A 23,586-nucleotide genomic window follows, 5' to 3' on the forward strand; every position below is an offset into this window, starting at 1 on the left:
CCTACTAGTCACGCATTCCGCGTCATTCAGCAGAACAAATCCCTTTCATCCGCACCATCTGTAATTCATCTGCAACACCCATGATTCAGAACGAATCTGTGCCATCTGTGCCATCTGTACCATCTGCAACATCTGTGATTTTATGAAACGACGTGATTTTGTGGGCCTGACGGGCCTGGCCGCCAGCGCCCTGTGGCTGCCCGCTATTCCGGGCTTTGCCGGCGACCTAGTAGACCCCATGCGCCTGCTGGAGCCGGGCCTCGATGTGGCCGCCAAAAAGCGCCTGGCCGATGTGGCTCTAAACACCGCCAAATCGGCCGGTGCTTCCTATGCCGACGTGCGCATTGGGCGCTACCTCAACCAGGGCGTGTTCACCCGCGAAAAGCAGGTGCAGAACATCGTCAGCTCCGAGAGTTTCGGGGTGGGCGTGCGCGTAATTGCCAACGGCACCTGGGGCTTCTCGGCTACCAACACCGTAACCGAGGCCGGCATCGCCAAGGCCACGCTGCTGGCTGTGCAGATTGCCAAAGCCAACAGCAAGGTGCAGAAGGAGCAGGTGCAGCTGGCTCCGCAGAAAGGATTTGGGGAGGTTTCGTGGAAGGCGCCCATCAAGCAGAACGCCTTCGAAGTACCCATCAAAGACAAGGTAGATTTGCTGCTGGCCACCAACGCGGCGGCCCTAAGCAACGGCGCCTCGTTCGTGAACTCGGTGCTGTTTCAGGTGAACGAGCAGAAGTATTTTGCCTCCACCGATGGCTCCTACATCGACCAGGACATCCACCGCATCTTCCCCACGTTTGGCGTGACGGTAGTGGACCGTGCCTCGGGCAAATTCCGCTCGCGTTCGGCCCTCAGTGCCCCCATGGGCCTGGGATACGAGTACCTGCAGCCCATGGCCGAAGACAAGATTGCCGGCCCCGCTGGCACCGGCCTCATCGGCTACAAAAACAGCTACGACATGCTGGCCGATGCCGCCCTGGCCGCCAAACAGGCCAAGGAGAAGCTCACCGCCAAATCAGTAACGGCCGGCAAGTATGACCTCGTGCTCGACCCGCACCATCTGGGCCTGACCATCCACGAATCGGTGGGCCACCCGCTGGAGCTGGACCGCGTGCTGGGCTACGAGGCCAACTACGCCGGCACCTCGTTCGCCACCCTCGACTGGAAAGCCAAGGGCCAGCCCTACGGCTCGAAGCAGGTGAACATTGTGGCCGACAAGCTACAGCCCGGCTCGCTGGGCGCCGTGGGCTGGGATGATGAGGGCGTGAAAACGAAGGAGTGGATGCTCATCAACGACGGCAAGCTGGTAGACTACCAGAAAATCCGCGACCAAGCCCACATTATGGGGCAGAAGGAGTCGGATGGCTGCTGCTACTCGCAGTCGTGGCAGGATGTGCAGTTCCAGCGCATGCCCAACGTGAGCCTCAAGCCGAACACCAGCAAAATGAGTGTGGATGAGATGGTGAGCAAGGTGGACAAGGGTATTTACATTGCCGGCAACGGCTCGTTCTCCATCGACCAGCAGCGCTACAACTCGCAGTTTGGCGGGCAGGTGTTCTACGCCATCGAGAAGGGCAAAATCACGGAGATGCTCGAAGACGTGGCCTACCAGACCAACACGCTCGAGTTCTGGAACTCCTGCGCCGGCTCCTGCGACCAGTCGGACTACCGGCTCGCGGGCTTCTTCAATGACGGCAAAGGCCAGCCCAGCCAGAGCTCGGCCGTGAGCCACGGCTCGGCCACCACGCGCTTCAACAACGTGAACGTCATCAACGTCGCCCGGAAAATTTAAGCTGTTTAGAAAATCGAAAGACCGTCATGCTGAGCGCAGTCGAAGCATATCTACCTCTGACTAATTCTTGCTGAAAACAACGAAGCGGTAGAGATGCTTCGACTGCGCTCAGCATGACGGTACGCTTACGATTGACACCTTCCCAAACATCTGTCATATAACAGCTTAATCCATAATCATGGCTATCCTTTCCAAAGACGAAGCCCAGGCCATCCTGAAAAAGGTGCTGGGCTTCAGTAAAGCCGATGAGTGCCAGGCTAACCTGAGCGGGCGCACCACCGGCAACGTACGCTACGCCCGCAACTCGGTGAGCACCGCCGGCGCCACCGACAACGTGAGCCTGGCCGTGGAAGCGCGCTTCGGCAAACGCTCGGGCGTGGCCACCTGCAACGAGTTCGACGACGCCACGCTGAAGCGTTGCGTGCAGCGAGCCGAAGAAATTGCGCGCCTCGCCCCCGAAGATGCCGAGTACATGCCCCTGCTCGGGCCTCAGCAGTACCTCACGCCCAAGGCCTACGCCGCCAGCACCGCCGCCATCAGCCCCGACTTCCGGGCCCAGGCGGCCGGCGACAGTATTGCCCTGTGCACGGCCAAAAACCTGACGGCTGCCGGCTACCTCGAAGACGGTGCTTACTTCCAGGCGCTGCGCAACAACAAGGGCCTCGAAGCCTACCAGCAAAGCACCAACGTCGATTTCAGCATCACGGTGCGCACGCCCGACGGCACCGGCTCGGGCTACGCCACCGCCGACTACACCGACGCGGCCAAGTTCAACGCCAAAAACCTCACCCAGCTGGCCGCCGACAAAGCCGCCGGTTCGCGCAACGCCCGGGCCCTGGAACCCGGCAAGTACACTGTTATTCTGGAGCCCGCCGCGCTGGCTTCGGATGAGGGGCTGCTCAACAACCTCATGTACAGCCTCGGGGCCCGCGAGGCCGACGAAGGCCGCTCGTTCCTCAGCAAAAAGGGCGGCGGCAACAAGGTGGGCGAAAAGCTCTTCGATGAGCGCATCACCATCTACTCCGACCCGCTGAATGCCGAGGTACCCAGCGGGGTGTTCGATGGCGAAGGGCTACCGGTAAAGCGCATGACCTGGATTGATAAGGGGAAGGTTTCCAACCTCTATTACTCGCGCTACTGGGGCCAGAAAAGCGGCAAGCCCGCCACGGCTTTCCCCGGCAACTGGATTATGGAAGGCGGCACCCAGAGCGTGCAGGACCTGATTAAGGGCACGGCCAAAGGCATCCTGGTAACCCGCCTGTGGTACATTCGCGACGTAGACCCGCAAACGCTGCTCTACACCGGCCTCACGCGCGACGGTACGTTCTACATCGAAAACGGCCAGATCAAGTTCCCCATCAAGAACTTCCGATTCAACGAGTCGCCGGTAATCATGCTCAACAACGTGGAGGCCATCGGCCGCCCGGTGCGCATCGGCGGCAACCTGGTGCCCCCGCTCAAAATTCGCGACTTTACGTTTACCAGCCTCTCGGACGCGGTGTAAGCCGATGCCGCGTTGCCTGCGCATGCGAGGGCCCATCCGGCAGTTGGCCGGATGGGCCTTTTGCTGCAGCCGGCCGCGAAAAGGCCGCCGGCAGTGCAACCCCGGGGGGCCTCGTCGCTTCCTTTACCAACCGCCGCATCATGGCGCTCCTACCTGTTCTTATGCCCGCTGCTGCTTTCACTTTCGTGCGCCTCAAGTACCAATCCGGCGACTGGGACGCAGTGGATGAACGGATGCCGGCCAACCTGCTCCATTCGCTGGTGCAGTATACCAAGGTGCCCGTCGCGCCCAAGGAAAAAGTGGTGGCCCTGGATTCGGAGGAGTTGTTTCGCTACCCGTTCTGCTACCTCTCGGGCCACCGGCTGGTGCAGTTTTCGGCCGCCGAGAAGAAGATTTTCGAGCAGTATGTGCGCGGCGGTGGCTTCGTGTTCGTCGATGACTGCAACCACGACATCGACGGGCTGTTTGCGCGCTCGTTTGAGGAGCAGATGCGGGTGTGTTTCGGGGCCGGGGCGCTGAAAAAGCTGCCGAAGTCGCACCCGATTTACTCGCAGTTTTTTCCCTTCCCCGACGGCCCGCCCAACACCGGTTTCGAGCTCAACGGCTGGGGCGACGACCTGGTGCACGACTACCTCAAAGGCATTGAAATAGACGGCCGCCTACGCGTGCTCTACTCCAACAAAGACTACGGCTGCGAGTGGGACTACGACTTCCGCAACAAGCGCTTCCTGGCCGAAGACAACACCAAATTCGGCGTCAACATCATCCTGTACGCCCTCACGGCCTGACGCCGGCGCCGCCGGCTAAAAGCGGTAGCCCAGGCTGAACCGGGCATCCGGCATAATAATGCCTTGCTCATAATGCGTCGAATCATCGGAGCAGTTGATGCAGCCGATCGGGACAGCCGAATTGTTCAGCTGTTTCCAACCCATTATCCCCAGTGAAGTATCGAACAACAGACGGCTTTGGGGTCCAAATGTCGTCTGCCACCCTATTGCGCCACCCGCACCGCCCAGCACCCGACGTTGGATGTACCCGGAAGGCGTGTACCATACGAAGGAAGCCAGATAGTCCCGCTTCACCAGCCGCGCGCCAACCATCGGAGCCACGTAGAGGCCCGTAAGTCCGGTTGGATGGCGAGGCGTGGCGACGTAATAGCGCATTTGCAGCGCCAGCCCCGTTATTCGTTCTTTGGCGTTGCCCGCATCGAGCAGCGCCTCCACGTTGCCGCTCACATGTGGCCCCAGTTGCCGTTCGTAGCCCACCAACAGAGGTAGCGCCGTGCCTCCATCGAGTAGATAGGACAGATTACGCACCAGCACTACGAGGACATCGAGCCGCACAACATTGCGGTATGCCCGAACTGAAGGCCGTAGCGAATCGGCCGGCGTGGAGTGCACCTGCGCAAGGGCCGCACTACTACTCAGCAGCAGCAAAAACAGGGCAGCAAAACGTATCGTTGTTTTCATAGCTCGAAACAAGCGCCTACTTTGCCGGAGCACAAACCAGGTTTGGACCGAATCAGACTTTTTGGTAACAGAAATATAGCTCTCGAACCCACCTGCCACGCATCCTTGCGGCGCTTTTACCAGACTTTACCTCAGCCCCAGTTCCTAAGCCTTCCAACCCCCCAAAATGACCGAACAAGACGTAACGCGCCTGCTGGCGAAAATTCCGCTGCTCAAACAAGAAATCGGGAAGGTGATTGTGGGCCAGCAGCAGGTGCTGGAAGAAGTGCTGGTGGCCCTGCTGGCCGGCGGCCACGCACTGCTCGAAGGCGTACCAGGGCTGGCCAAAACCCTGCTCGTGCGCACACTGGCCCAGGCCACCGACCTGCCCTTCCGCCGCATCCAGTTCACGCCCGACCTCATGCCCACCGATATTCTGGGCACCGAGATTCTGGAGGAAGACCACGGCACCGGCCACCGCTCGTTCAAGTTCAACCCCGGCCCCATTTTCGCCAGTCTGGTACTGGCCGACGAAATCAACCGGACGCCGCCCAAAACCCAGGCCGCGCTGCTGGAAGCCATGCAGGAAGGCCACGTTACCTACGCCGGCCAGGAGCACGCGCTGCCGAAGCCGTTCTTTCTGCTGGCCACCCAAAACCCGATTGAGCAGAGCGGCACCTACCCGCTGCCCGAGGCCCAGCTCGACCGGTTCCTGCTCTACGTGCGCATCGGCTACCCCACCGAGCAGGAAGAGCTGGCCGTACTGACGGGCACCACCGGCACCGCCCGCCCCGAGGTACAACCCATCCTCAGCGGCGACGATGTGCGCCAGCTGCAACTCCTGACCCGCCAGGTGAGCATCAGCGAGGAGCTGGTACAACTGGTGAACCGGCTGGTGCGGGCCACCCGCCCGGCCACCTCGCAGGTCAAGTTTATTCAGGATTACGGCCGCTGGGGCGCCGGCCCCCGTGCCGGCCAGGCCCTGATACTGTGCGCTAAAGCCCGCGCCCTGCTCCAGGGTCGTTTCGCTGCTACTTCGGAGGATATAAAGGCCCTGGCCCCGGCGGTGTTGCGCCACCGCATCCTGCTCAACTTCAACGCCGAAGCCGAAGGCCTAACGACGGAAGACGCCGTAGTGGCGCTGCTGGGGGCGGTTTCGTGAGGGTGACTTTAAAAGATACAAAGGCTTGTCGTGCTGAGCGCAGCCGAAGTATATATCCCTCTTCTGCTGTGCTCGTTCTAACATACTAGTTATCGACTATTAAGCTTGTACAATAATTCACAAAACACTTCTTAATACTCGATGAACGCAGCATTCTACCTCTCCTTTCTACTGATAAATTACTATATGTTATTTGTGCTTCCTAAAAGGATTTCCAGAACTAGACTTGTACTCGGCTTAGCACTATTACTCATATTATTAATTGGGTTCTCAGCGCTAATAAAAGACCACATAAGTCCATTTGCTAACTCAGGTAGAATTTTTCTTAATGCTATCGGAACTTCCATCCAAATGATAATTATGGTTTCCGTGGTGAATCAATTTTTAATATTTTCGATAAATCGCATGAAAAAGTTTCATGAAGAAAATAACCAAGAGAATATACATAGATTTCCTGTCAGCGTACTTATACAGCATCATGACAAAATAAAGAAAGTGTTTGCATGGTTTTGGTTCATTGGTACTATGATGATTCTAAGCAGCGTATGGTTCAGAGATAAGTGGATACAATGAAGCGGCAGAGATTCTTCTGCTACGCCCAGCATGACTGCTCGTTTGCGGCAAAACCACCCACCAAGAACCAAGCAAAATGCTTACGCCCGAACACCTGCACACCTTGCACAACCTGCCGCTGGCCGCCCGCCAAGCGGCCGAGGGGCTGCTGCACGGCGCCCACCTGAGCCGACGCAAGGGCGCGGGTATGGAGTTCAGCCAGTACCGCCCCTACCAGCCCGGCGACGATTTGCGCCGCCTCGACTGGCGCTTAGCAGCCCGCTCCGACCGTTACTACCTGCGCGAATCGGAGGTGGATACCAGCCTGACGGTGCACCTGGTGCTCGATGCCACGGCCAGCATGAACCACCGCGACGACAACGGCCTGAGCAAACTCGAATACGGCCGCCTGCTGTGCGCCGCGCTGGCCTACGTAGCTACCCAGCAGGGCGACGCGGTGGCCCTGACGGTGTTGCACCCCGGCGGCCTGCGCCATCTGCCCGCCCGCGCCGATGCCCGCCAGTTGCCCCGCCTCTACCACGCCCTCGAAACCGCCGATGCCACCGGCCAATTCCCCGATACGGCCACGCTCGCGCCCCTCACCGCCCGCCGCCAACCGGCCCTCACCATTTGCCTAACCGATTGGTACGAGGAAAACGGCGAAGTCGAGCAGTTGCTGACGCGGCTGCGGGCGGCCTCGGGCGAGGTGCTGGTGCTGCACCTGATGGCCCGCAATGAGTTGGAATTCACGTTCCGTGGGGCCGTGACGTTCGAGGACCTCGAAACCGGCCAGCAACTGCAGCTCGATGCCGGCCAGCAGCGCCAAATTTGGCAGCAGCAGCTGCAACCCTGGCTGCAGGCCACTGCCCGCCGCGCCCGCACTCTCGGCTTCGACTACCAGCTGCTGAGCACCGCTGAACCCCTCACCGACGCCCTCCGCGAATTTCTGCGCCGCCGCGCCCGGGGAGCGTAGAGGCGTAATACCTTGCCGCAACTACCGCCACCGTTTCCCGTCTGTATTTTCGCATTTTCCACTTATTGGTAATTCCTGAAGCGGCAGTCCAAAGCCTGTAGCTTGCGGCTTGCCACTTGTAGCGCCCCCCCCCCCTTTTGCCGCCGATTTTCTTCCCTAACGCCGCCGCTGGTTGGCTGGCCCTGCTGGGGCTGGCCGTGCCACTGGCTATTTACCTCTGGAACCGTCGGCCAGGCCGGGTGGTGCAGGTGGGCAGTGTGCGGTGGCTGGAAGCGGCTGCCAACCAGCGCCTGCGCAACATAAAACCCGAGCAGCTACTGCTATTTCTGCTGCGGGCTGCTGTGCTGGGGCTGCTGGCGCTGGCCGTGGCCGAGCCGCTACAGCTGCTGCCGGTGCCACCCGCCCGCGGCCAGGTGCTGCTGGCTCCCGGCGTAACTACCGAAGCCCTGATCCCGGTGCGCCCCCTTCTCGATTCGCTGCGGCAGCGCGGCTACGAACTGCGGCAGCTTTCCGATTTTCGCCCCGTGAGTGCGGCCCGGCCCTGGACTGCGTTGGGCCTCGGCGACACCACCGCGCAACCCTCGGCCCGCCTCACGGCCGACTCCGTTTTGGCGGCTGCCCCCAACCGCTGGAACACCGTGCAAATGGCGGCCGATTCGCTGCCCGGACGGCCGCTGGTGGTAGTTGGGCCGCTGAGCTTGGCTTCGTTCCGGGGTACCCGGCCAGCGCTGCCGGCCGCCGTGCGCTGGCTGCCCCTGCCCCCGCCCGATTCCAGCCGCTGGGCCGTGGCCGCTTGGCAAACGCACCCCGACAGCCTGGTGGTGCTGATGGCCAACGGCTCGGAATCGGCCGTAGCTTACCAGCAGGTGCGCATGCGGCGGCCGGCGGCTGGCCAGCTCGTTGGAGGCAATTGGGGCGGGGCTGAAATCAGATTGGTAAGCCCAAACGAGCTACTGGTGACCGAAAGCGGCCGCCGCCGCACGGTGCCATTGCTGCGCCGGGCGGCACGCTGGCACCTGAGCCACGATGCTGCCCACGCCGCCTCGGCCCGGGTGCTGATAGCGGCTTTGCGGGCTGTGGCCCCTACCCTGCCGCTCCGGCCTCGGCTGGTAGTCTCCACTTCCGAAACCGTGCCCACCGACTCGCTCGACTGGCTTTTCTGGCTGCGCGACGCCCCGCTGCCCGCCCGCTGGGCCGCCGACCCAACGGTGCGCGTCTGGCAGGAAGCCGGCTCGGCCACCAAACCCTTCGCCACCGAATTCCAGCCCGCGACCAGCGCCGCCACCAGCACTATTTCCCGGCTCGACACCACTTCCGGCCCGGGCACCGTGCCGGTATGGACTACCGCCGCCGGCCGGCCGCTGCTGAGCTGGCAGCCGCCCGGCCGCTACCGCCTGCACACCCGCTTCGATGCCGCCTGGAGCACCCTGGTCGATAGCCCAGAATTGCCCGCACTGCTGCTGCTCTTGTTGCAACCCACTGCTCCGCCTGCCTTTCAACCCGATTCGCGCCAACTGGCCCTGAGCCAGTTGCGCGGGCCGATGGCAGCGGTAGTTGATGGTATAGAACCAACGGCCCCGCGCCGGCAGCTGGCTCCCTGGCTGGTGCTGGCCGCGGGGCTGCTGTTTGGGCTGGAGCGGCTGCTGGCTGCCCGGCGCAACCGTTCTGCACCAGTTAGCGCACGTTCTTCCGAATCATCATCCACCCAACGCCAGCCCGCATGAGCCCCGCCGTTGCCTCCTTCGCCACCGAAGCGGCTGCCCCAGCCGGGCTGGTGCTGGCCGCCGGCCGTAGCCGGGCCCGCCGCCGCACGCTGGCCCTGCTGCTGCCCGTTTTGGCCGCTGCTGCCCTGCTGCTGATAGTAGCTGCGGGCTGGCCCCGCGCGGGCTATGCCGTGGCAGGCGTAGCGTTGGCGCTGCTTGGGCTGGCCGGCTGGGCGCTCTGGCACATCTGGCACGAATCGGCTGCCACCACTGCCCGCCGCCTCAACCACCAGCACCCGGCGCTGGAAGACAGTGCCGCGCTGCTACTGCGCCCCACCACCACCGACCTGAACCTGCTGGAGCAACTGCAGCAGCAGCGGATTAAGGAGCGGCTACCGAACCTGGCCGCGGCCGGCCCGTTGCTCCCTGTAAATTTCAGACCGGCTCTGGGCAGCGCGACGGTGCTGTTGCTGCTGGCGGCGCTGGTGTGGTGGCAGCGGCCCGGCCCAGCAGCAGCTACGGCCGCGGTTGGCACACCCGTGGCGTTGCGTTTCCAGGAGACGCCCGCCCAACCGGCCGCGGCCCCCCGCATTATGGAAACCCGGCTGCGGGTGCAGCCGCCGGCCTACACGCGCCAGGCGGGGTTTACGCCCGAATCCGGCTCGTTCCGGTGCCCGGCTGGCAGCCGCGTGCGCTGGCAGGTACGTCTGAGCCGGCCCTCGAAAGCGCCGCCGGTGCTGGAGTTGGGCGCCCGCAAGCTGCCGCTGCAGCCGGTGCCGGGCGATTCGCTGGCTTTCAGTCGGGAAGAAACGCTGTCAGCTTCAGCCTTGTACCGGCTGCGGCTGGGTGGGCAGGTTTCCGATGATTACTCGATTGAAGTAGTGGCCGACCAGGCTCCGGTTATCCGCCTCATTCAACCCAAAGCCTACACGCTGGTGGAGTTTGGCCAGCCGCCGCGGGTGGCCATTGAGGCCCAGCTAAAGGACGATTACGGCCTGAGTCGGGCCCGGCTGGTAGCTACCGTGGCCCAGGGCCAGGGCGAGGCCGTGAAGTTTACGGAAGTGGTAACTGAACTGAGCACCGGCCTGAGCGGCCAGCCCATCACCGCCACGCTACGCCCGGTCCTCAACCTACGGGCGCTGGGCCTGAGCTACGGCGACGAAGTGTACTTCTACCTGCAGGCCTGGGACAACCGCCAGCAGCTAACCCGCTCCGACACTTACCTGGTGCAGTGGGAAGACACGACGGTAGAGAACAGCACCCTCGATGCCTCGCTGGGCGTGAACACGGCCCCGGCCTATTTCCGCAGCCAGCGCCAGATTATCATTGACACCGAAAAGCTGCTGGCGGAGCAAAGCAAGCTGCCCGCCGCTACGGTGCAGGAGCGCGCCAACAGCATCGGCGTCGATCAGAAGTTGCTGCGCATGCGCTACGGCAAGTTTCTGGGCGAAGAAACCGACGAAAGCATCGGCGGAGCCACCCGTCCCGATGAGCAGGATGAAGCCACCAAGCCCGCCGACCCGCCCGGCATGGGTTCGGTGGTGGCCGAAGACCACACCACCCCCGAACCTGCCGCCGCCACTGCCAAGAAGGAGGAGGAGCACCACGAGGGCGACGGCCACGACCACAGCGCCGGCCTGCCGGCGCGGGCCGGGCAGTCGGCCGCCGAGGCGCGCACGGCCGAGTTGATGGAGCCCTACATGCACCGCCACGACGACTCGGAAACGGCCGATTTTCTGGAGCCCGCCGTGAAGGCCAAGCTGCAGGCGGTACTGGCCCAGATGTGGGAGTCGGAGCTACGGCTGCGCACCGGGCGGCTCCGCGAGGCCCTCCCCTTCGAGTACCGCGCCCTGCGCTTATTGAAGCAGGTGCAGCAGCAAACCCGGGCCTACGTGAAAAAGGCCGGTTTCACGCCCCCACCCATGCCCGAGGCCACCACCCGCCTCACCGGCGACCTAGCCGGGGCGGCCGCCCCGCGCCGCCAGCGCCAGCTCGATGCGCCATCCCAGCAACCTGCCTTACGCGCCGCCCTAACTACTTTGCGGCAGCTGCGCGCCCCAAGCCGGCCGCCCACTGGAGCCGCGGCAGCACTGGAGCAGGCAGGCCCCGAGCTTTCGAAGGCCGCCCTCCAGACGCCCGGCCGCTACCTGGCCGCCCTGCGCCACCTGCGTGAAGTAACGGCCGCCCTCCGGGCCGGCCAGCAGGTTGATAAGGCGAGCCTGCTACCGCTGGAACGCGCCTTCACCGACCTGTTGCCGGTACCCGCGCCCGCACCCACTGCCCGCCCCGCCCCCAACACCCAGCTCACCCGCCGTTATTTTGATCTACTGAACTGATGTAGCGCGAACCGCAGGACAGCGAAGCTAAGCTCCCGCTTCGCGTGCCGTTGCTGACTACCAAACGACTTCGTCAGACGATACGCGAAGTGGAAGCTTCGCTGCCCTGCGGTTCGCGCTACACCGATTCAAAAGGCACCTAAACACTACGCTTCAAGCTCTACGCACTAAAAAATGCTTTACCTGCTCCCCCTGTTGCTGGCTGTGTTGCTTACCGTACTGGCTGTGCGCCGGGCCGATACGCGGCGGCGGGGGCTGCGCGTGGCGGCCGGGCTGCTGGCCGCGGCCGGGCTGGCGTTGGCCGCCCTGCCACCCACCCGCGCCCGGCCAGCCGCCGCCCCGGGAGCCACCACGGCCGTGCTGCTCACGCCCGGCTACTCTTCCGACACGCTGACGGCACTGCTGGCTCGCCTCGGGCCGGGTGCCCCGCTGTGGCGCTTCGCCCCCACCGAAACCGCTGCCGCTCCCGATACGCCCACCTTCCGCAACGCCAGCGCCATCCGGGTACAGCTGCCGGGCCTGCGCCGCCTGCACGTGCTGGGCCAGGGCTTGCCGGCTGCCGATGCAGCCGCGCTGGCAGGCATAGCGCTGCAAGTCCACGCCGGTGCGCCGCTGACCGGCTTCCGGCAGGCAGCGTGGGAGGCGCGGCCTACGCTGGGCGAAGTCTGGACGGTGAGCGGCTCGTTTGTGGCAGCCGAAGCCGGGCCGGTGTGGCTGCGGCTGCACGCGGCCGGCACCGTGCGCGACTCAGTACGGCTGCCGCGGGGCAGCGGGGAGTTCCGGCTGCGCTTTACGCCACGGGTGGCAGGCCGGGCGGTATATGCGCTGGAAGTTCGTGGCAAGGGCCAGAACCTGGCGCGCGAGCCGGTTCCGGTAGAGGTGCTTGCCGCCGAGCCGTTGCGGGTGCTGTTGCTGACCGCCGCGCCGTCGTTTGAGCTGCGGTTTCTAAAGAACTACATGGCCGGCCGCCAATACGCAGTGGCTTTGCGCACCGGATTGAGTCGGGGCCTCACCCAAACCGAGTTTCTCAACCTGACCAACCCGCCTGCCTTGGGCAACCTTACCCCGGCCCTACTCGGCCGTTTCGATGTAGTGCTGGCCGATGCGGCCACACTGGCCAGCTTCGGCGGGGCCGAAACGGCGGCGTTGCGCGCGGCCATTGCCAATGGCACTACCGGCCTGCTGCTGCTGGCCGACTCGCCCACGCTACCCCGCCAGCTACCCGGCGGCGCGGCCTTTGGGTTGCAGGCGCGCCCGGCCGCCGCTGCCGCTATGGCCCAACAGTTGCGCTGGCCCGAAGCTCCGGCCGGCGCCACGGCACTGGTACCGGCCACGTTGCGACCCACCGCAGGCCTGCGGCCCCTCGTCAGCCTCGGCACAGGCGGGCAGGCAGTTGCGGCGGCACGGCGGCTGGGGCTTGGCACGGTGGCGGTGAGTACAATCAGCGAAACGTTTCCGTGGCAGCTAAGCGGGCAAGCAGCAGTATACGAGGCCTACTGGAGCCGCCTGCTCGGGGCCATTCGCCCGCCCCGGCCCGCCGCGCTTAGCATCGCGCCACTCAGCCACTGGCCCCGGCCCAACGCGCCGCTGGAACTGCGCGCCACCGGTGCGACTACGGGCCCGCTTACTATTACCGAACCCACCGGCACAGCCGTATCGGCCACCCTGCGCCCCGACGCCCAGGTACCCGAGTGGAGCACTGCTACCTACTGGCCAACAGTGGCTGGCTGGCACGAAGCCCGGACAGGCGCGGCGCGGCAGTGGTTTTATGTGTACGCCCCCGGCCAATGGCGCGGGCCCGGGCAGCCGCAGTGGCAGCTGGCTGCCGCAACGGCTACGGCCGCCCCGGCCACAGCCGTTGCAACAGTGGAAAGCCTGGGCGCTGGCGGTACGGCTGGGCGCGAAGCCTGGCCCCGCTGGTGGGGCTACGTTTTGGTGGTGGTGGGCGCAGGCATGCTCTGGCTGGAGGAGAAGCTGTAGCGCAGCAGCCACCCATTCACTATCTGTCTGACAGTCAGCTTATGGCTACACAACCGAGCTAAGTCCTGCAGTTGAACCCTATCTTACAGCCCGTTTCGGCCAAAAAACAGCCCGGGCCCCGCACTAGCGAAACCCGGGCTGCTATGGCAAACCGGCGAGGCCGGTCAGCACTTACTACTTAACTTCCTCCGTCGTGGTGGTGGTCGTGGTGGTCGAAGTAGCCTCCGTGGTTACGGGAGCAGCTTCGGTAGTAACCGGAGCAACTTCAGTCGTCGTTACCGTCGTGTCCATCGTGGTCGTGGTAGCGTCCATCGTGGTCATGTCGGTGGTAGTGGTGGTTTCAACAGCCTTCTGCTCGCACGAAGTGAGGGCGGCGGCGAAAACGGCTACCAGGGCCGAAGCTTTCAGGAAATTTTTCATGTTGGGGGTTGGTTGGAAATATATGATCCGAAAAACGCGGTTCATCCGTAAACCAACCAATAGTAACCCGCTGTCGAAAAATAAATTTTCGGCGGGTTACCCAACCCTCCTCCACGTATTAAGCAACAAAAGCGAATGGGTAAGGGTCAACCTTCCTACACCGATGAGGAGTTCGTGGCGGCCATCCGCCGCGACGACGACCGGGCGCTGGCCCAGCTCTACCGGCTGCATTTTCCCATGATTTCGCACTACGTGCTGCAAAACAGCGGCACCGACGACGAAGCCAAGGACGTGTACCAGGAGGGCGTAATGGTATTCTATGAGAAGGTCCGCGACGGCTCCCTGGAGCTCAGCTGCCAGATCAAGACCTACCTCTACGCCGTGTGCCGCCGCCTGTGGCTCAAGCGACTCGCCGAGAAAACCCGCTTCGGCGGCCGCCTCGACGACCATGAGCCCTTCCTGGAAACCGGTGCCGAGGCCGACTTGGAACGGGCCGAGGAAAAGGAACGGCAGTTGGGCACTATGGCCCAGTCGCTCGACCTGATTGGGGAGCCCTGCCGCTCGCTGCTCGAAGGCTTTTACCTGCTCGACAAGTCGATGCAGCAATTAACGGACGAGTTTGGCTACACCAACGCCGACAACGCCAAAAACCAGAAATACAAGTGTTTGGTACGCCTGAAAAAGCTCTTTTTCAATCAGTACCAGGAATCTAATTAGTGCTTAGAACCTAGTTTTTAGTGTTTAGGCCGTAGGATGCAACCGGACAGTTTTCAGGGTTTTCCTGATAATTCCGCTAAGCACCACGAACGACACACGAGGTCCTATCAAATAAGCGCTAACCACGAGGCTCTAAGCTGTACATAATGAAAACCGAAGCCGACTATTACGCCTTATTCGAAGCCTACCGCGCTGGCGGACTGGCAGATGCGGAACGCACGGCCCTGGAGCACCGCCTGGCCGCCGACCCCGCGCTGGCTCAGCGCCTGAACGAATTTGAGGAACTGACCGGCACGCTGACCGCCTATGGGCGGCGCCGGGCACTGCGCCAGCGCCTGGCGGCCATCCATGCCGATATGGTGACCGAGCAGGCTCCTCGCCTCGATTTGGCCAAAGTGGCCGAGCAGGACGAGCGGGGCGAGCAGTTTGCCTCCGGCCAGGCGCCGCGGCCCATGCTGCGTATTTCGCGCACCGAGCAGAAGCTGCGCGCCTTCTGGCAGGGCCACCGCGCCACCATGATGGTGGCCGCCGCCGTGGCCGTGCTGGCCGTGTTCACTACGCTGCTGGGCCTGGAAATGTACCGTACCTCGCAGCAAAGCACCTCCTCGCGCTACGGCTACACCATGCTGCGCCGCGAAGTGGAGCGCATCAAGCGCGACCAGCGCAGCATGAACCGCGTCATCACCCAGATAGATGCAGCCGCGCCCACCGAGCGCCTTAACCCCGGCAAGTTCAGCGGCACGGGCTTCGCCCTGACCGCCGACGGCTACCTCGTAACCAGCTACCACGTTATTCAGGGGGCCGATTCGCTGCTGATTGAGAACAGCGCCCGCCAGCGCTTCCGCGCCGAGCCGGTGTTTACCGATGTGGCCCACGACCTGGCCATTCTGCAGATTACTGACAAGGATTTCACTGGGTTCGGCCGCTTGCCTTACGCTTTCAAGCGGGGCCAGTCGGAGTTGGGCGAGAAGGTATATACCCTTGGCTATCCGCGTGAAGACCTGGTATTCAACGACGGCTCGCTGAGCGCCCGCTCGGGTTTCGAAGGCGACACGGGCTTCTACCAGGTAAGCATTCCGGTGAACCCCGGCAACTCGGGCGGCCCGCTGCTTGATGACCGTGGCAACCTGATTGGGGTGGTAAGCGGCCGGCAGATGGACGTGCAGAGCGCCGCCTTCGCCACCAAATCGTCGTATCTGATGCGGCTGGTAGACTCGCTGAGCGCCGCCGGTGCGGGCAAACCCTACAACCTGCCGCGCTACAACCAGCTCGGCGGCAACACCCGCCCCCAGCAAATCCGCAAGCTCCAGGACTATGTGTTCGTGGTAAAGGTGTACGAATAAGCACCTGGCAGCAAGCCAATCGTCTTAGCCCTACTGCTTCAGCGGTAGGGCTTTTTTGTGCGCTTCGCTGAATTCGGACCTTGCGCAACTCATTAGCATTCAAAATTTTACAGCATTATACCTAGGGCAATCTGCAGCGCGCCAAGAAAATTATACTATATTCTGTATTTGCCATTAAACCCGGGGCCCGGCCGCTTGTCTGTTAGCTACTTAATTCGCTTCTTCACAGCCGCTTACTCCGTTCTTTCTTTTTCACTAATCCGCCCACCTTATGGACCGCCGCGCCTTTCTTCGCAAACCTGTGGCCGGCCCCGTGGCTGTGGCCAAGCCGGCGGACTTCCCCGCAATCCAGACCATACCAGGCGCGGCTTCCGGTGAGGAAGAAACCGTCAGCAAATTCGCCAACCGTGCGCTGCCCGATACGGCCCGCCCTACCGGCACACTGGCGCCCTACACCGGCCCTTGGGGTGCGACGCAGGCGGCCCACCTGCTGCGGCGCGCCACCTTCGGGCCCACCCGGCCCGAAATTCTGGCGGCGGCCGGCAAGTCGCTGAGCCAGGTGCTGGATGGGTTACTGACCGTGCCAGCCACCCCCGCGCCGCCCGTGAATGGCTTTGCCAACGATACGAGCGTGCCGATGGGCCAAAGCTGGGTAACAGCCCCTTTCAACAACGACTTTGAGTTCTGGCGGCTACGGAGCCTGCGCGCCTGGTGGGTGGGGCAGCAGCTGCAGAGCCCGACGCTGACGGAGAAGATGACCCTGTTTTGGCACAACCACTTCGTGGCCGAGTTCGACGACGTGTTTGAGAGCCGTTACGCCTACCGCTACGTGGCCCTGCTACGCCGCTCGGCCCTAGGCGACATCAGGCAGTTGGCCAAAGATGTGACCGTGGAGCCGATGATGCTGCGCTACCTGGGCGGCAACCAGAACCGGGTCGGCGCACCTAACGAAAACTACGGCCGCGAGCTGCTGGAGCTATTTACCGTGGGCAAAGGCCCGCTGATAGGCGCCGGCAACTACACCACCTACACCGAATCCGACGTGCAAGCCGCTGCCAAAGTGCTCACCGGCTGGCGCGACTCGCAAACCGACATCAACGGCTACTATACCGACTCGCGCCACGACAAAACAACCAAGCAGTTCAGCGCTGCCTTCGGCAACAAAACCATTGCCGACCAGGGAGCCCAAGAGTACAAGGCGCTGGTGGATCTGGTATTCGAGCAGCCCAGCACGGCCCTGTTTCTGGTGCGCAAGCTCTACCGCTGGTTTGTGTACTACGTGATTGATGCCGACACCGAGCAGGCCATCATTCAGCCCCTGGCGGCCGAGTTGCGGCAAAACGGCTACAACGTGGCCCCGGTGCTGCGCCGACTGCTGGGCAGCCAGCACTTTTTTGATGAGCAAAGCGTGGGCTGCGTGATTAAAAGCCCGCTCGATGCCGTGCTGAGTGCTGCCCGCCAGCTGCCCGTGAGTATGCCGCCGGCCACCAATGTGCTGGCCCAGTACGGTGTGTGGGACTGGCTCGTGGACCGTGCCACCGTGATGCAGCAGAAGCTCGGCGACCCGCCCAACGTGGCTGGCTGGCCCGCCTATTGGCAGACGCCCGAGTTCTACGAAATGTGGATAAACGCCGTGACGCTGCCCCGGCGCAATCAGTACACCGACCAGCTGATTGATGTTCGGGGCTACACGCGCTACTACACCGGTGGCAACTACCGGCTGCTCACCGACATCGTAGGCTGGGTGCAGGCCCTGCCCACCGCCACCGCCGCCGACCCTAACCTACTGGTAAAGGAGCTGGCGCGGCTGCTGGTACCCGTGGAGCTGACGGCCAGCCAGCTGGCTTTCCTCAACGACACGCTCATTCCGGGCCTGCCCGATTTCGAGTGGACCGTGGAGTGGAACGACTACCTGGCGGCCCCCACCAACGCCACCAAGAAAGCGGCCGTCGATACCAAGCTTCGCGCCCTCACCCGGCAGCTGATGGGTTTGGCCGAATACCACATTTCGTAGGGAGTTACAGATAAAGTCTGTCATCCTGAGCAGCGCTCAGGACCTGGTGAGAAGCTAACATCAAACAATACCTTCTCACCAGGTCCTTCGCGCTGCTCAGGATGACAGAAGCACTGCCCTTCGCACGCCCCTACGTCCGTTCTTCAACCTAATACTCCAGCCCCATGCAACGCCGACATTTTATTCAGACGACGGCTGCGGCCGCGGTGGTGCCGACGCTGCTCGGTGGCCTGCCCCTGGGGGCCTACGGGTTTTCGCCCGAGCTGTACGCCCTGACCGGCGGAGCCACCCAGACCGACCGCGTACTGGTGCTGGTGCAGCTGAACGGCGGCAACGACGGCCTCAACACCGTGCTGCCCCTCGACCAGTATTCGGCCCTGATGAATGCGCGGGCCAACATTGCCATTCCCGAGGCGGCGGCCCTGCGCCTGAGTTCGGCCACCGGCCTGCACCCGGCCATGACGGGTTTCAAAAACCTGTTCGATAACCAGCAGCTGGGGCTGGTGCAGGCCGTGGGCTACCCCAACCCCAACTTCAGCCACTTCCGGGCCACCGACATCTGGACTTCGGCTTCCGACTCTAACGTAACTATCACGTCGGGCTGGGCCGGGCGCTACCTCGACGGCGAATTTGCCGGTTATCCCACCGGCTACCCCAGCACCCAGGACCCCGATCCGCTGGCTATCAGCATCGGCTCGGTGGTGAGCAACTGCGTGCAGGGCCCCAGCGTGAACATGGGCATGGCCATTGCCAGTACCAGCTCGTTCTACCAACTGCTCACCGGCTCGGTCGATACGGCCCCCAACACCCCTGCCGGCCACGAAATAACGTTTATCCGGCGCGTGGTGCAGCAAACCCAGGTGTACACCACCGCCATCCAGACGGCGGCGGGCAAAGCTAAAAACCTCTCGGCCCTTTACCCGGCCGCGGGCAAAAACGCGCTGGCCGACCAGCTCAAAATTGTGGCCCAGCTGGTAGCCGGCGGCCTGCAGACGCGCGTGTACGTGTGCAACCTCGGCGGCTTCGATACCCATGTGAGCCAGGTGGTTGCCGGCTCCCCTACCACCGGCACCCACGCCACGCTGCTGGGCAAGGTGTCGGAGGCCATTGCGGCTTTCCAGGATGATTTGGGCCTGTTGCGGGTGCAGGACCGGGTGGTGGGCCTCACGTTTTCTGAATTCGGGCGGCGCATCAAGTCCAACTCAGGCAACGGCACCGACCACGGCGCGGCCGCTCCGCTGTTCGTGTTTGGCAGCAGCGTGAACCCGCGCATCCACGGCACCAACCCGCAGCTACCCGCCAACGCCGCCGTCAACGACCAGGTGCCGATGCAGTTCGATTTCCGGGCCATCTATGCCAGCGTGCTCAAAGACTGGTTTAAGGTGCCGCAGTCTACGCTGGATGTGCTGCTGCCGTCGGCGGGCGGCGCGTTTCCCTACGTGCCGGTTATCCGGCCCGAAGTGGTGACGGGTACCAATCCGGCGAAGCTCAATGTGGCCGGCTTCCGGGTGTGGCCCAACCCTGTGCGCGAGGGCCGGGCTACGGCCGGGTTCGAGGCCCGCGGCGGCCATGTGCAGGTGCTCGTGCTCGACGCCACTGGCCGCGAAGTGCGCCGCGCCCTCGACCGCACCATGACCGTCGGCCCCCACCAGCTGCCGCTCGATTTGAGCGGCCTGGCAGCCGGAGCCTACCACTGCCAGGTACGCGAAGGCCTGCGCAGCAGCAGCCTGCTGCTGGCCGTGGAGTAGGGCTGCTGCCCGGCCAAGCCCGTCCGTAGCGGTTTCTTTGCAAAACCAAGTATCAAAATCGGCTGATGTGCGTACAGCTTCGAAGGGCAGCCCGCTTGGGCAGCCCCGGACTTTTTTTACAGCTGATTCTGCCTTTTTACTATGAGCAACCAACTCTCCACCGAAGTAGAAAAAATTCTACCCGAAGACATCATCAACGCGCTGCAAAGCGGCTACCGGGTGTTCCGCGGCGAGCAGGAGCATTTCGACGACATGGTAAAGCATGGCAGCTCGCTGCTGCGCAAAATCTCGCAACGCTTTACCCCCGTTCAGATTATTGTGGGCATTGCTGTGCTGGCCAGCGTGGCCGTTGTTGCCATATCGAAAACGGCTGAAGCCCTCGAAGACCACGATACCCAGTAACCGCAACAGGCAAGCCAGCTCCGGTTTGCACCAAAAGCAAAGCCTCTTCCCGATGGGAGGAGGCTTTTTTGTGTGGCAAGCCTATAAATATACTTTTATCAATAATATTTTATCCATATACTTGCATCAACAATATAAATACTTGCTTAAAACGCAAGAGCAACAACTACCCACCTGAACTGATCTGGCTGCCGACAACTTAGTATTCCTGCTATTACACTTCCTGCCTTATGAAAACCTTTGTGTCGTTGTTCCTGCTGGCAGGAGTTATTGCGCTGGCAACACCTGCCCAAGCGCAGCAGTCAGCTACCCGCCTTGCGGCCAACGGTAGCTTTAAGCCCACAAACGGGCTACCAGCCAGCAATGCCCAGACTGCGGCCGCCAGCGTAGCCGAACCCAAGCTAACCTGGCAGCAGCGACGCGCTATAAAAAGAAAGAAGCTCACGCCTTACGCCGAGGCCATGCTGCACAACGAACTGCTGCGCGAGGAGCCGGCCAAAAAAACCGGAACCAGCCTGTTTTAGCGCCGCCGTTTAGCGGGTTCGCGCCAGGTAAGCCTCGCGGGCTTCGCGCAGAAGGCGTAGCAGCGTAGCCCGCTGACGCAGCAGGGCCTCCATGGCCGGGCGCTGGCTGCCGAACAGGCGCAACGCCCGTAGCCGCTGCCGCCGCTCCTGCAGGGTGCCGGCGTAACCGAGCGCGTAAAAGCCCGATACCGGCAGGCTCAGAAAATACAGGAGCGTCCAGCGCCAGTCCTGCGTGAAGTGGTGCACCAGGGCAGTCTGGCCCAGGTAAAAGCCGGTGAACGTAATCATGCCCACCGTCAGCATAATGGGAGCCACGAACTCGGCCTCGCTGGTAGCGCGGCGCGCCACCCACGACGGGATAATGTAGGGCAAATAGTTGTTGAGCAGCCCGTACACGTACACCGGCAGGCCCAGCAGCAGGCGCCCCGATGCCAGCAGGGCCCGGCTGGGTCGGGTGCTGGCCGGGCCGCGGGCCGCCAGCGCATCGTCGGCGAGGCCCATTTGGGCCAGCTGCTGCAGATAGGCGTGCAGGCGCTGGCGCAGCTCCGCAAGGCGCTCCGGCTCGTGCTGCCCGAAGTAGCGGCTGGCCTTCAGCAGCGTGCGGCTGAGCTGAAAGTTGTCGTAGAGCGTTTCTTCGTCGTCCTGAATCAGGTGCTGGCCAAAGGTGCGCTCCACCTGAGTTATCAGCTCATCCTCCTCATCGGAAACCGTGATAACGAGCCGTTGCTCCAGGCGAGTGCGGATTTCGGCGGTGAGGGCCTCGGCGGCAGCTTCAGGATCTTGGCGGTACTGCGCGGCGTAATCGGCCACCAAAATGGGTTCGGCCGGGTTGATGAACACATCGGAGCGGAAGCGCTGGGGGTCGAAGTAGTTGATGCCGAAGGGCAGAATCCGCAGCCCCAACTGGAAATCCCGACGGGCCTCGGCCCCGAGGGCAATGCGGGCGGCGCCGGTTTTGAGGGGCCGCAGCCGCCGCTCCGACACACTGGTGCCTTCGGGGAAAATCATGATGGTACCGCCGCGGTCGAAGTAGTCGTAGCAGCGCCCGAAGGCCTTTTCGTTTTGGGCTTCGAGCTGAGCCGCCGTTAGCGTTTCGGCTCCGGTTTCAAGATCCTGGCGGCGGTAGATGGGAATGGAGTTGCCCGACTCCATGATGGCGCGCAGAATCGGATTCTGAAAAAAGGTGCTTTTGGCCAGAAACGCAATGGGTTGGCGGCGGTTGACGGCCGCCACCAGCGGGTCCATGAGCGTGTTGGGGTGGTTACTGGCGATGAGCAGCGGCCCCGCCCCGTGCAGCCGCTCGCGGTTGCGCACTTCGAGGCGACGGAAGAAAACGCGCAACGCCACCTGCACCAGGGGCTTCATGACATTGTAGAAAAGCATGGCTACAAGAAAGGTAGATTTTCGGCGGAAACCGGTAGTTGTTTACGGGCTCTAGTTGCCGACAGCCGCGCCGGCAGCCAAACCACAATTCACCGGATTCCGACTTTTCGGATAGTCCGGAAGGTAGTTTGCGACGGGTCGCGCATCTTTACGCCTTATGAACCGCCCGCCGCTGCTTTTTCTGCTGCTTTTTTTGCTGAGTGCCGGCGGCCTGCTGTGCCCGGTGGCCGCCCATGCTCAAGTAGTAGCCCCCGATACACTTGAAGCCGGCCCTTCGCCGGCCCCCGCTCCTACCCAGGCTGCCACGCTGCGGCAGGCCCGGCAGCTGGTGCTGGAGCGCCGCTACAACAGCGCCTGGCAGTTGCTGGCCCGCCTCGACCCGCGCAACGCCGACCCCGCCGTGGTTATCGAAAAAGCCGATCTGGCCCTGCGCTACTACACCAATACCGACCAGCTCCGGCGCTTCGCCTTCCGCGACCTGAAGCTGCTCGACCTAGCCCCCGACAGCCTGCGCCAGCTGGGCCTCGACAGCCTGCGCTACCGCTTTGCGGTGCGGCAGGTGCTGGAGCGGCTGCAACGCCGCTACCCCGCCAACTACCGCCTCTCGCGGGCCCTGGGCGACTATTACTACACCGTGCAGCAGTGCGACTGCGCCGAAACAGGCATTGGCGAAGACGAGGTGTTTCTGCGCACCATCACCGAGTATCAGCAGGCCCATGCCCACGGCCAGGGCGACTACCTTTCTTACTTTGCGTTGGGCTACGCCTACCAGCGCCTGGGCCGTTTCCAGGCCAGTCTGGCCCCCTTCGAGCGGTCGTTGCAGTTGCGCCCGCGCAACCCCACCGTGCACCTGAATATGGCCTTTGTGCTACTGGAGCTGCGCGAGCTGGAAAAAGCCCGCAAGCAGGCCCAGCTTGCGCAGCAGTTCTTCCCCGATGCCCACCGGAAAGAGGACGCCGGCTTTCTGCTGAAAGAAATAGAGGAGCGCATCCGGCAAACCAGCCCTGGAGCTCCCACCGCGCCAGCCGCCGCCGACACCACCCGGGCCGACCCGCCCACCGAGGCCCTGCCGCCGCCCACCAATGCTGATGCGGCTGAAGACGAGCCCACGCCGGAAGAGCAGCCGAAGGTCGAGCCTAAGAAAACCGAACCAACGCAGGCCCAACTCCAAAAGACCGAGCCGGCGAAAAACGGTAAGTCCTCGAAGGATAAAGGCCCGAAGAAAGCGGCGGCTGCCGGAGAACCTAAGGCTGCCAAGGCGCCACCTGTAACCTCCGGAAAGCCTGCTACGCCGGATCAAGCCGAAAAACCTGCCCCCGGCAAAAGCACTGCCCCGAAACAGCCAGCCAGTCAGCAGAAAAAGAAAGCCAGCCAGCCCGTAAAAGAGGCCGTGAAGCAGTAAGTGGGCCTGCGGCGGGCTACTTGAAAGGCAAACGGACCTCCCCATCGTGAATACACAGCCGGCAAAAAACCCGGTCATGCTGAGCGCAGCCGAAGCATCTCTACCGCAACAGTAATCAGATACTACTGCGGTAGAGATGCTTCGGCTGCACTCAGCATGACCGGGTTTTTGCCACTATTCTGG

The 23,586-nt window shown here is 63.0% G+C and carries 18 protein-coding genes; 15 read left to right on the top strand and 3 right to left on the bottom strand.

All coding sequences use genetic code 11. From position 1 onward, the window contains the following. The first annotated feature begins 142 nt into the window (after positions 1-142). From HW554_RS06855 to HW554_RS06865, 3 genes are all read left to right on the top strand, one after another. Complete coding sequence (locus tag HW554_RS06855; RefSeq protein WP_176907839.1) at positions 143-1,792, top strand: TldD/PmbA family protein; 1,650 nt, start codon at positions 143-145, stop codon at positions 1,790-1,792. A 178-nt stretch (positions 1,793-1,970) separates the two neighbouring features. Beyond that, a complete protein-coding gene (locus HW554_RS06860; protein ID WP_176907841.1) occupies positions 1,971-3,296 on the top strand; it encodes a TldD/PmbA family protein in 1,326 nt (441 codons plus the stop codon). 161 nt (positions 3,297-3,457) lie between these two features. Beyond that, entirely contained in the window at positions 3,458-4,084 is a 627-nt protein-coding gene (locus tag HW554_RS06865; protein WP_176900107.1) for a DUF4159 domain-containing protein, read from the top strand. A gap of 15 nt (positions 4,085-4,099) precedes the next feature. Here the strand turns inward: HW554_RS06865 and HW554_RS06870 are convergent, their stop codons facing one another. Beyond that, positions 4,100-4,765, bottom strand: a complete 666-nt coding sequence (locus tag HW554_RS06870) for a hypothetical protein (protein ID WP_176907843.1) — start codon at positions 4,763-4,765, stop codon at positions 4,100-4,102. 166 nt (positions 4,766-4,931) lie between these two features. Between HW554_RS06870 and HW554_RS06875 the strand changes: the two genes are divergently transcribed. From HW554_RS06875 to HW554_RS06895, 5 genes are all read left to right on the top strand, one after another. After that, positions 4,932-5,906 (top strand): AAA family ATPase, encoded by a 975-nt coding sequence (locus HW554_RS06875; protein ID WP_176907844.1) that lies wholly within the window; start codon positions 4,932-4,934, stop codon positions 5,904-5,906. A 649-nt stretch (positions 5,907-6,555) separates the two neighbouring features. Beyond that, the gene (locus tag HW554_RS06880) at positions 6,556-7,431 is read left to right on the top strand and encodes a DUF58 domain-containing protein (RefSeq protein ID WP_176907846.1); all 876 of its coding nucleotides are present in this window, start codon (positions 6,556-6,558) and stop codon (positions 7,429-7,431) included. A 137-nt stretch (positions 7,432-7,568) separates the two neighbouring features. Continuing rightward, positions 7,569-9,155: a BatA domain-containing protein gene (locus HW554_RS06885; protein WP_176907847.1), complete on the top strand. Its 1,587-nt coding sequence runs from the start codon at positions 7,569-7,571 to the stop codon at positions 9,153-9,155. After that, the gene (locus tag HW554_RS06890) at positions 9,152-11,470 is read left to right on the top strand and encodes a hypothetical protein (RefSeq protein ID WP_176907848.1); all 2,319 of its coding nucleotides are present in this window, start codon (positions 9,152-9,154) and stop codon (positions 11,468-11,470) included. Before HW554_RS06885 ends, HW554_RS06890 begins: the two co-directional genes overlap by 4 nt. 174 nt (positions 11,471-11,644) lie before the next feature. After that, complete coding sequence (locus HW554_RS06895) at positions 11,645-13,450, top strand: hypothetical protein (protein ID WP_176907849.1); 1,806 nt, start codon at positions 11,645-11,647, stop codon at positions 13,448-13,450. A gap of 174 nt (positions 13,451-13,624) precedes the next feature. Here HW554_RS06895 and HW554_RS06900 read toward each other — a convergent pair whose 3' ends face one another. Further along, on the bottom strand, positions 13,625-13,870 hold the full coding sequence (locus tag HW554_RS06900) for a hypothetical protein (protein ID WP_176907850.1): 246 nt from the start codon (positions 13,868-13,870) through the stop codon (positions 13,625-13,627). A gap of 135 nt (positions 13,871-14,005) precedes the next feature. Between HW554_RS06900 and HW554_RS06905 the strand changes: the two genes are divergently transcribed. The 6 genes from HW554_RS06905 to HW554_RS06930 all read left to right on the top strand — a co-directional run bounded on the left by HW554_RS06905 (position 14,006) and on the right by HW554_RS06930 (position 20,618). Continuing rightward, the gene (locus HW554_RS06905; RefSeq protein ID WP_176907851.1) at positions 14,006-14,587 is read left to right on the top strand and encodes an RNA polymerase sigma factor; all 582 of its coding nucleotides are present in this window, start codon (positions 14,006-14,008) and stop codon (positions 14,585-14,587) included. Positions 14,588-14,733: 146 nt separating this feature from the next. Beyond that, on the top strand, positions 14,734-15,930 hold the full coding sequence (locus tag HW554_RS06910) for a S1 family peptidase (RefSeq protein WP_176907852.1): 1,197 nt from the start codon (positions 14,734-14,736) through the stop codon (positions 15,928-15,930). Between the two features lie 271 nt (positions 15,931-16,201). Continuing rightward, entirely contained in the window at positions 16,202-17,944 is a 1,743-nt protein-coding gene (locus HW554_RS06915) for a DUF1800 domain-containing protein (RefSeq protein WP_176907853.1), read from the top strand. Between the two features lie 164 nt (positions 17,945-18,108). Next, entirely contained in the window at positions 18,109-19,692 is a 1,584-nt protein-coding gene (locus HW554_RS06920; protein ID WP_176907855.1) for a DUF1501 domain-containing protein, read from the top strand. Between the two features lie 141 nt (positions 19,693-19,833). Continuing rightward, a complete protein-coding gene (locus tag HW554_RS06925) occupies positions 19,834-20,094 on the top strand; it encodes a hypothetical protein (RefSeq protein WP_176907856.1) in 261 nt (86 codons plus the stop codon). A 230-nt stretch (positions 20,095-20,324) separates the two neighbouring features. Beyond that, positions 20,325-20,618, top strand: a complete 294-nt coding sequence (locus HW554_RS06930; RefSeq protein WP_176907858.1) for a hypothetical protein — start codon at positions 20,325-20,327, stop codon at positions 20,616-20,618. A 9-nt stretch (positions 20,619-20,627) separates the two neighbouring features. On the opposite strand, the gene HW554_RS06935 is transcribed toward HW554_RS06930, so the two are convergent. Continuing rightward, entirely contained in the window at positions 20,628-22,001 is a 1,374-nt protein-coding gene (locus HW554_RS06935; RefSeq protein WP_176907860.1) for a lysophospholipid acyltransferase family protein, read from the bottom strand. Between the two features lie 157 nt (positions 22,002-22,158). Here HW554_RS06935 and HW554_RS06940 point away from each other — a divergent pair, with 157 nt between their 5' ends. After that, entirely contained in the window at positions 22,159-23,403 is a 1,245-nt protein-coding gene (locus HW554_RS06940; RefSeq protein WP_176907862.1) for a tetratricopeptide repeat protein, read from the top strand. Positions 23,404-23,586: the final 183 nt, after the last annotated feature.

The sequence above is a fragment of the Hymenobacter lapidiphilus genome (assembly GCF_013377885.1).
In the GTDB taxonomy this organism is placed as follows: domain Bacteria; phylum Bacteroidota; class Bacteroidia; order Cytophagales; family Hymenobacteraceae; genus Hymenobacter; species Hymenobacter lapidiphilus.

Excerpts from the sequence above, each read along its gene's own strand:
- HW554_RS06855 (WP_176907839.1), top strand. The coding sequence starts at position 143 with ATGAAACGACGTGATTTTGTGGGCCTGACGGGCCTGGCCGCCAGCGCC.
- HW554_RS06860 (WP_176907841.1), top strand. The coding sequence starts at position 1,971 with ATGGCTATCCTTTCCAAAGACGAAGCCCAGGCCATCCTGAAAAAGGTG.
- HW554_RS06865 (WP_176900107.1), top strand. The coding sequence starts at position 3,458 with ATGCCCGCTGCTGCTTTCACTTTCGTGCGCCTCAAGTACCAATCCGGC.
- HW554_RS06870 (WP_176907843.1), bottom strand. The coding sequence starts at position 4,765 with ATGAAAACAACGATACGTTTTGCTGCCCTGTTTTTGCTGCTGCTGAGT.
- HW554_RS06875 (WP_176907844.1), top strand. The coding sequence starts at position 4,932 with ATGACCGAACAAGACGTAACGCGCCTGCTGGCGAAAATTCCGCTGCTC.
- HW554_RS06880 (WP_176907846.1), top strand. The coding sequence starts at position 6,556 with ATGCTTACGCCCGAACACCTGCACACCTTGCACAACCTGCCGCTGGCC.
- HW554_RS06890 (WP_176907848.1), top strand. The coding sequence starts at position 9,152 with ATGAGCCCCGCCGTTGCCTCCTTCGCCACCGAAGCGGCTGCCCCAGCC.
- HW554_RS06895 (WP_176907849.1), top strand. The coding sequence starts at position 11,645 with ATGCTTTACCTGCTCCCCCTGTTGCTGGCTGTGTTGCTTACCGTACTG.
- HW554_RS06900 (WP_176907850.1), bottom strand. The coding sequence starts at position 13,870 with ATGAAAAATTTCCTGAAAGCTTCGGCCCTGGTAGCCGTTTTCGCCGCC.
- HW554_RS06905 (WP_176907851.1), top strand. The coding sequence starts at position 14,006 with ATGGGTAAGGGTCAACCTTCCTACACCGATGAGGAGTTCGTGGCGGCC.
- HW554_RS06910 (WP_176907852.1), top strand. The coding sequence starts at position 14,734 with ATGAAAACCGAAGCCGACTATTACGCCTTATTCGAAGCCTACCGCGCT.
- HW554_RS06915 (WP_176907853.1), top strand. The coding sequence starts at position 16,202 with ATGGACCGCCGCGCCTTTCTTCGCAAACCTGTGGCCGGCCCCGTGGCT.
- HW554_RS06920 (WP_176907855.1), top strand. The coding sequence starts at position 18,109 with ATGCAACGCCGACATTTTATTCAGACGACGGCTGCGGCCGCGGTGGTG.
- HW554_RS06925 (WP_176907856.1), top strand. The coding sequence starts at position 19,834 with ATGAGCAACCAACTCTCCACCGAAGTAGAAAAAATTCTACCCGAAGAC.
- HW554_RS06930 (WP_176907858.1), top strand. The coding sequence starts at position 20,325 with ATGAAAACCTTTGTGTCGTTGTTCCTGCTGGCAGGAGTTATTGCGCTG.
- HW554_RS06935 (WP_176907860.1), bottom strand. The coding sequence starts at position 22,001 with ATGCTTTTCTACAATGTCATGAAGCCCCTGGTGCAGGTGGCGTTGCGC.
- HW554_RS06940 (WP_176907862.1), top strand. The coding sequence starts at position 22,159 with ATGAACCGCCCGCCGCTGCTTTTTCTGCTGCTTTTTTTGCTGAGTGCC.